We start from the raw sequence: 3,545 nt of genomic DNA on the forward strand, positions 1-3,545 counted from the left end.
AAAAGCCGCAATGGCCAGGGTATCCAACTCGAAGCCTTCATCACCGCAACCGGTAATGGCCTTCACCTCATCCACTTCGGCAGCACACTGACCAAACCAGACCGACAGCCAGTCCATACACATCTGTTTGGCGTCCATCTGCGGCTCGGCATCAATCACTTCGTGGCCCAAGTCCCGCAACAACGCCACGGTTTTCTCCACCGCCCGGATCGCTTCCGGATCCACATCGGTACCCAGCGGCGAGCGGGTGGAAAAACCGATGCGTAACTTGCCCGGGCGGCTGGCCGCAGACAGGGCGTAAGCCTGCTTTGGCGGGGCAATCTGAAACAGGCTGCCGCGCTCGTCGCCCTGGGCAATATCCAGCAGCAGCGCGCTGTCACGGACGCTACGGGTGAGTACGTGGTTAACGGCGATCCCGTGCATGGCCTCCGTGAATTCCGGCCCCCAGGGGGTGCGCCCACGGCCCGGCTTGAGACCGAACAGGCCACAACAGGCAGCCGGAATCCGAATGCTGCCACCGCCATCGTTGGCGCCGGCCACCGGCACCACGCCCGCAGCGACCATGGCTGCCGAGCCACCGGAAGAGCCACCGGGAGTATGGTCCGGGTTCCAGGGGTTGCGTGCCGGCCCGAACGAATCCGGCTCGGTAATGCCCTTGGCGCCAAACTCCGGGGTATTGGTACGACCAAACGGGACCAGCCCGCCCTGCTTCCAGCGCGCCACCAGAGTGGAATCTCGTTGTGCATGGACATCACTGGCCTTGCGCGCCTTATTTCCCTGATAGCTGGGCGCACCGCCGATTTCCTGGAACAGATCCTTTACCAGCATGGGCACACCCGCCAGCGGTCCGCTCAAAGGCCCCGTGGCCTGCTTTCGGGCCATGTCGTACAACGGGATGATCAACCCATTCAATTGCGGGTTCACCGCCTCGGCACGGGCAATCGCCAGCTCCAGTAATTCCGCCGCCGTGACCTCCCCCCGTGTCACCAAATCGGCAAGCCCAATGGCATCAAACCGGCGGTATTCTTCAAACTTCATTGTGCTCTCCCTTTTGCTGTCCCGAAGCGCTGGCGATGATCTGCTGCCAGACGATAAAGCCATACTGTGGCATAGTCTGCCCAGCCAAGTGTGCCAAATCGTGGCAACCAGCACTTGTGGGAATACGTTGTCGAACTGTGAGGGAGCCTGCATGAAAGCCATTGGATTCAACCAGCCCAGAGCCATCGAGGATGTTCACGCCCTGGAAGACATCCAGCTGGACCTGCCCGCACCCGGCCCGCGGGATCTGCTGGTGGCCGTGCAGGCCGTCTCCGTCAATCCGATTGACACCAAACTGCGCCAGCGCCCCCTGGAACAACCCGGTTACCGGGTGCTGGGGTTTGACGCCGCCGGTGTGGTGGAAGCGGTGGGCGCGGAAGTGGAAAACTTCCAGGCCGGCGATCGGGTCTGGTACGCCGGCGCCGTGCAACGCCAGGGCAGCAACGCTCAGCATCAATGCGTTGACGAACGCCTGGTGGCAAAAAAACCGGACAGTCTGGGCATGCAGGAGGCCGCCGCATTACCACTCACAGCGCTCACTGCATGGGAGGCTCTGGAAGATCAACTCGGCTTTCAGCCCGGTGAATGTGAAGGGAAAAATCTGCTGGTGATCGGTGGTGCCGGCGGCGTGGGCTCCATCGCCATTCAGCTGGCCGCCCACCACTTTGGCCTCAAGGTCATTGCCACCGCAGGCCGGGAAACCTCTGCCAACTGGTGCCAAAGCCTCGGCGCCCATCACATGGTGGACTACCGCAAGCCATTGCTGCCACAGCTGGAAGCCATTGGTTGCCCGCAGATTGATGGCATCTTCATCACCCAGAATCTGGACGACTATTGGGCCACGGCCTGCCAGGCCGTGGCCCCGTTCGGCGGCATCTGCGCCATTGTCGATGCCCGCGCGCCCCTGGACCTGAATCCCCTGAAAGCCAAAAGCGCCCGCTTTAGCTGGGAATTCATGTTCACCCGCGCCATGTTCGCCACGGACATGCAACGCCAGGGCAACATCCTCACCCAACTCAGCACACTGGTGGATCAAGGCAAAATCCAGAGCACCGTCAGTGAGGGGCTCGGCACCATCAATGCCGCCAACCTGAAAGAAGCCCACCGGCGGCTGGAGAGCGGCAGCACCATCGGCAAACTGGTCCTGGCCGGCTGGGAATAACCCGCAGGCCGGCATCACACTGCTGGATATAGGCTGCGACCGGGCTGTCGCTATTAGCTGAATGCCCTGCGCCGGCGCCTTTCAGACTTGGAGTATTCCGCTATGGCAGGCCATGCCGGCGGGCGCGAAGAGGTCTATACCGGCGCCCACTAGGGCATCACCGATGGACAGGGGCTACCCGCCGGCAAGGCTTCCAGGGTGGTCAGGCAGAGAATCGGTTGGCGGGCCAGGGTCCGGTCCAGCAGTGCTGGCCAGGCCTGCGGGTTGGCCATGGGCCGCGGCAGCTTGTGGCTGGGCAATGCCTTCCAGACACCGTCTTCCTGTTCCGCCAGCACAAACTGGAAGGGATGCAGCCCCGGCACCCCCAAGCGAATATCCGTGGCCAGTAACTGGTCAGGCCCGGCGTCCACATCCATGAACCCCCGGGTGAACCAGGCCAATTTGCGGCCCGCCGGCAGCTGCATGGCCTCGGCATAGTCCTGCGGCGAACGGGGGAAGGTTTCCACTGTCAGCGCATCGCCGTTATCCAGCACACCGGTGACAATCTCCAGTCTCTGCTGTTCCCCCAGCACCGTCACCCGCCACAGCAGGGTGGAAAACGGCATGGGCTGCACCAGACGTGGCGCCTCACTCAAGCCCCGTTGCGCCAGCGTTGGCATCACCCGCTGTGTCATCCACTGCTGGGCCACCAGGCTCCAGCATAGATACAGGGAGGACAGCGTCAGCCCGGTGGCCAGTGCCGCCATTGCCGGCGGTCGTGCCAGAGCCACTATCACGGCAACCAACATGGGCAGGGTATAAAGCGGATCAATGATAAAGACACTGCTGATGGCCACCGGGTCACCCAGTGGCCAGAACAACTGGGTGCCATAAGTGGTAAACGCATCCAGCAGCGGGTGCGTGATCAAACACAGCCCGGTGAACAACCACCAGCGTCGCAACGGAATCTGTGTCTGCCAGCGGGACAGGCACAGGGCCAGCACCAGCGAGACCGGCAACAACACCAGCAGGGAGTGGCTGAAACCGCGATGCTCGGTGAAATTGGCCACCGCATCGCCGTAATCAATCAGCACATCCAGATCGGGCAGGGTGCCCAGCAAGGCGCCACCGAGCAGAGCCCGGCGACCCAGGGGGCGGGAGAGAACAGCGCCCCCGACGGAGGCACCCAATACGGCCTGTGACAATGAATCCATGAATTACTCTAGGGCAGGCGGAGCGACAGTATCGCATCCCGCCTGCCAACAGGCCGTCAATACGGCATTAACCGGCCACGCCCCACAGGCCCTTCAGGCTGTTCAGTGCGGTCGCGCCAACACCTTCACCGCCCAGGAAGCCGAGAATTTTC

3 protein-coding genes are annotated in these 3,545 nt (G+C 62.6%); 1 reads left to right on the top strand and 2 read right to left on the bottom strand.

The features are described 5' to 3' along the window. Positions 1-1,038: amidase (locus A3730_RS15915; protein ID WP_063538431.1), on the bottom strand; the 1,038-nt coding region annotated here is incomplete at its 3' end. Between the two features lie 151 nt (positions 1,039-1,189). On the opposite strand from A3730_RS15915, the gene A3730_RS15920 reads away from it, so the two are divergent. After that, entirely contained in the window at positions 1,190-2,200 is a 1,011-nt protein-coding gene (locus tag A3730_RS15920) for a zinc-binding alcohol dehydrogenase family protein (RefSeq protein ID WP_063538433.1), read from the top strand. A gap of 149 nt (positions 2,201-2,349) precedes the next feature. Here A3730_RS15920 and A3730_RS15925 read toward each other — a convergent pair whose 3' ends face one another. Then, positions 2,350-3,393 carry a metal-dependent hydrolase gene (locus A3730_RS15925; RefSeq protein ID WP_063538435.1) on the bottom strand — a complete coding sequence of 348 codons (1,044 nt, stop codon included), beginning with the start codon at positions 3,391-3,393 and terminating at the stop codon, positions 2,350-2,352. Positions 3,394-3,545: the final 152 nt, after the last annotated feature.

This window comes from Alcanivorax sp. HI0044 (assembly GCF_001634945.1).

What these genes read in the sequence shown, in the direction of transcription:
- A3730_RS15925 (WP_063538435.1), bottom strand. Translation starts at nt 3,393, where the DNA reads ATGGATTCATTGTCACAGGCCGTATTGGGTGCCTCCGTCGGGGGCGCT.
- A3730_RS15920 (WP_063538433.1), top strand. Translation starts at nt 1,190, where the DNA reads ATGAAAGCCATTGGATTCAACCAGCCCAGAGCCATCGAGGATGTTCAC.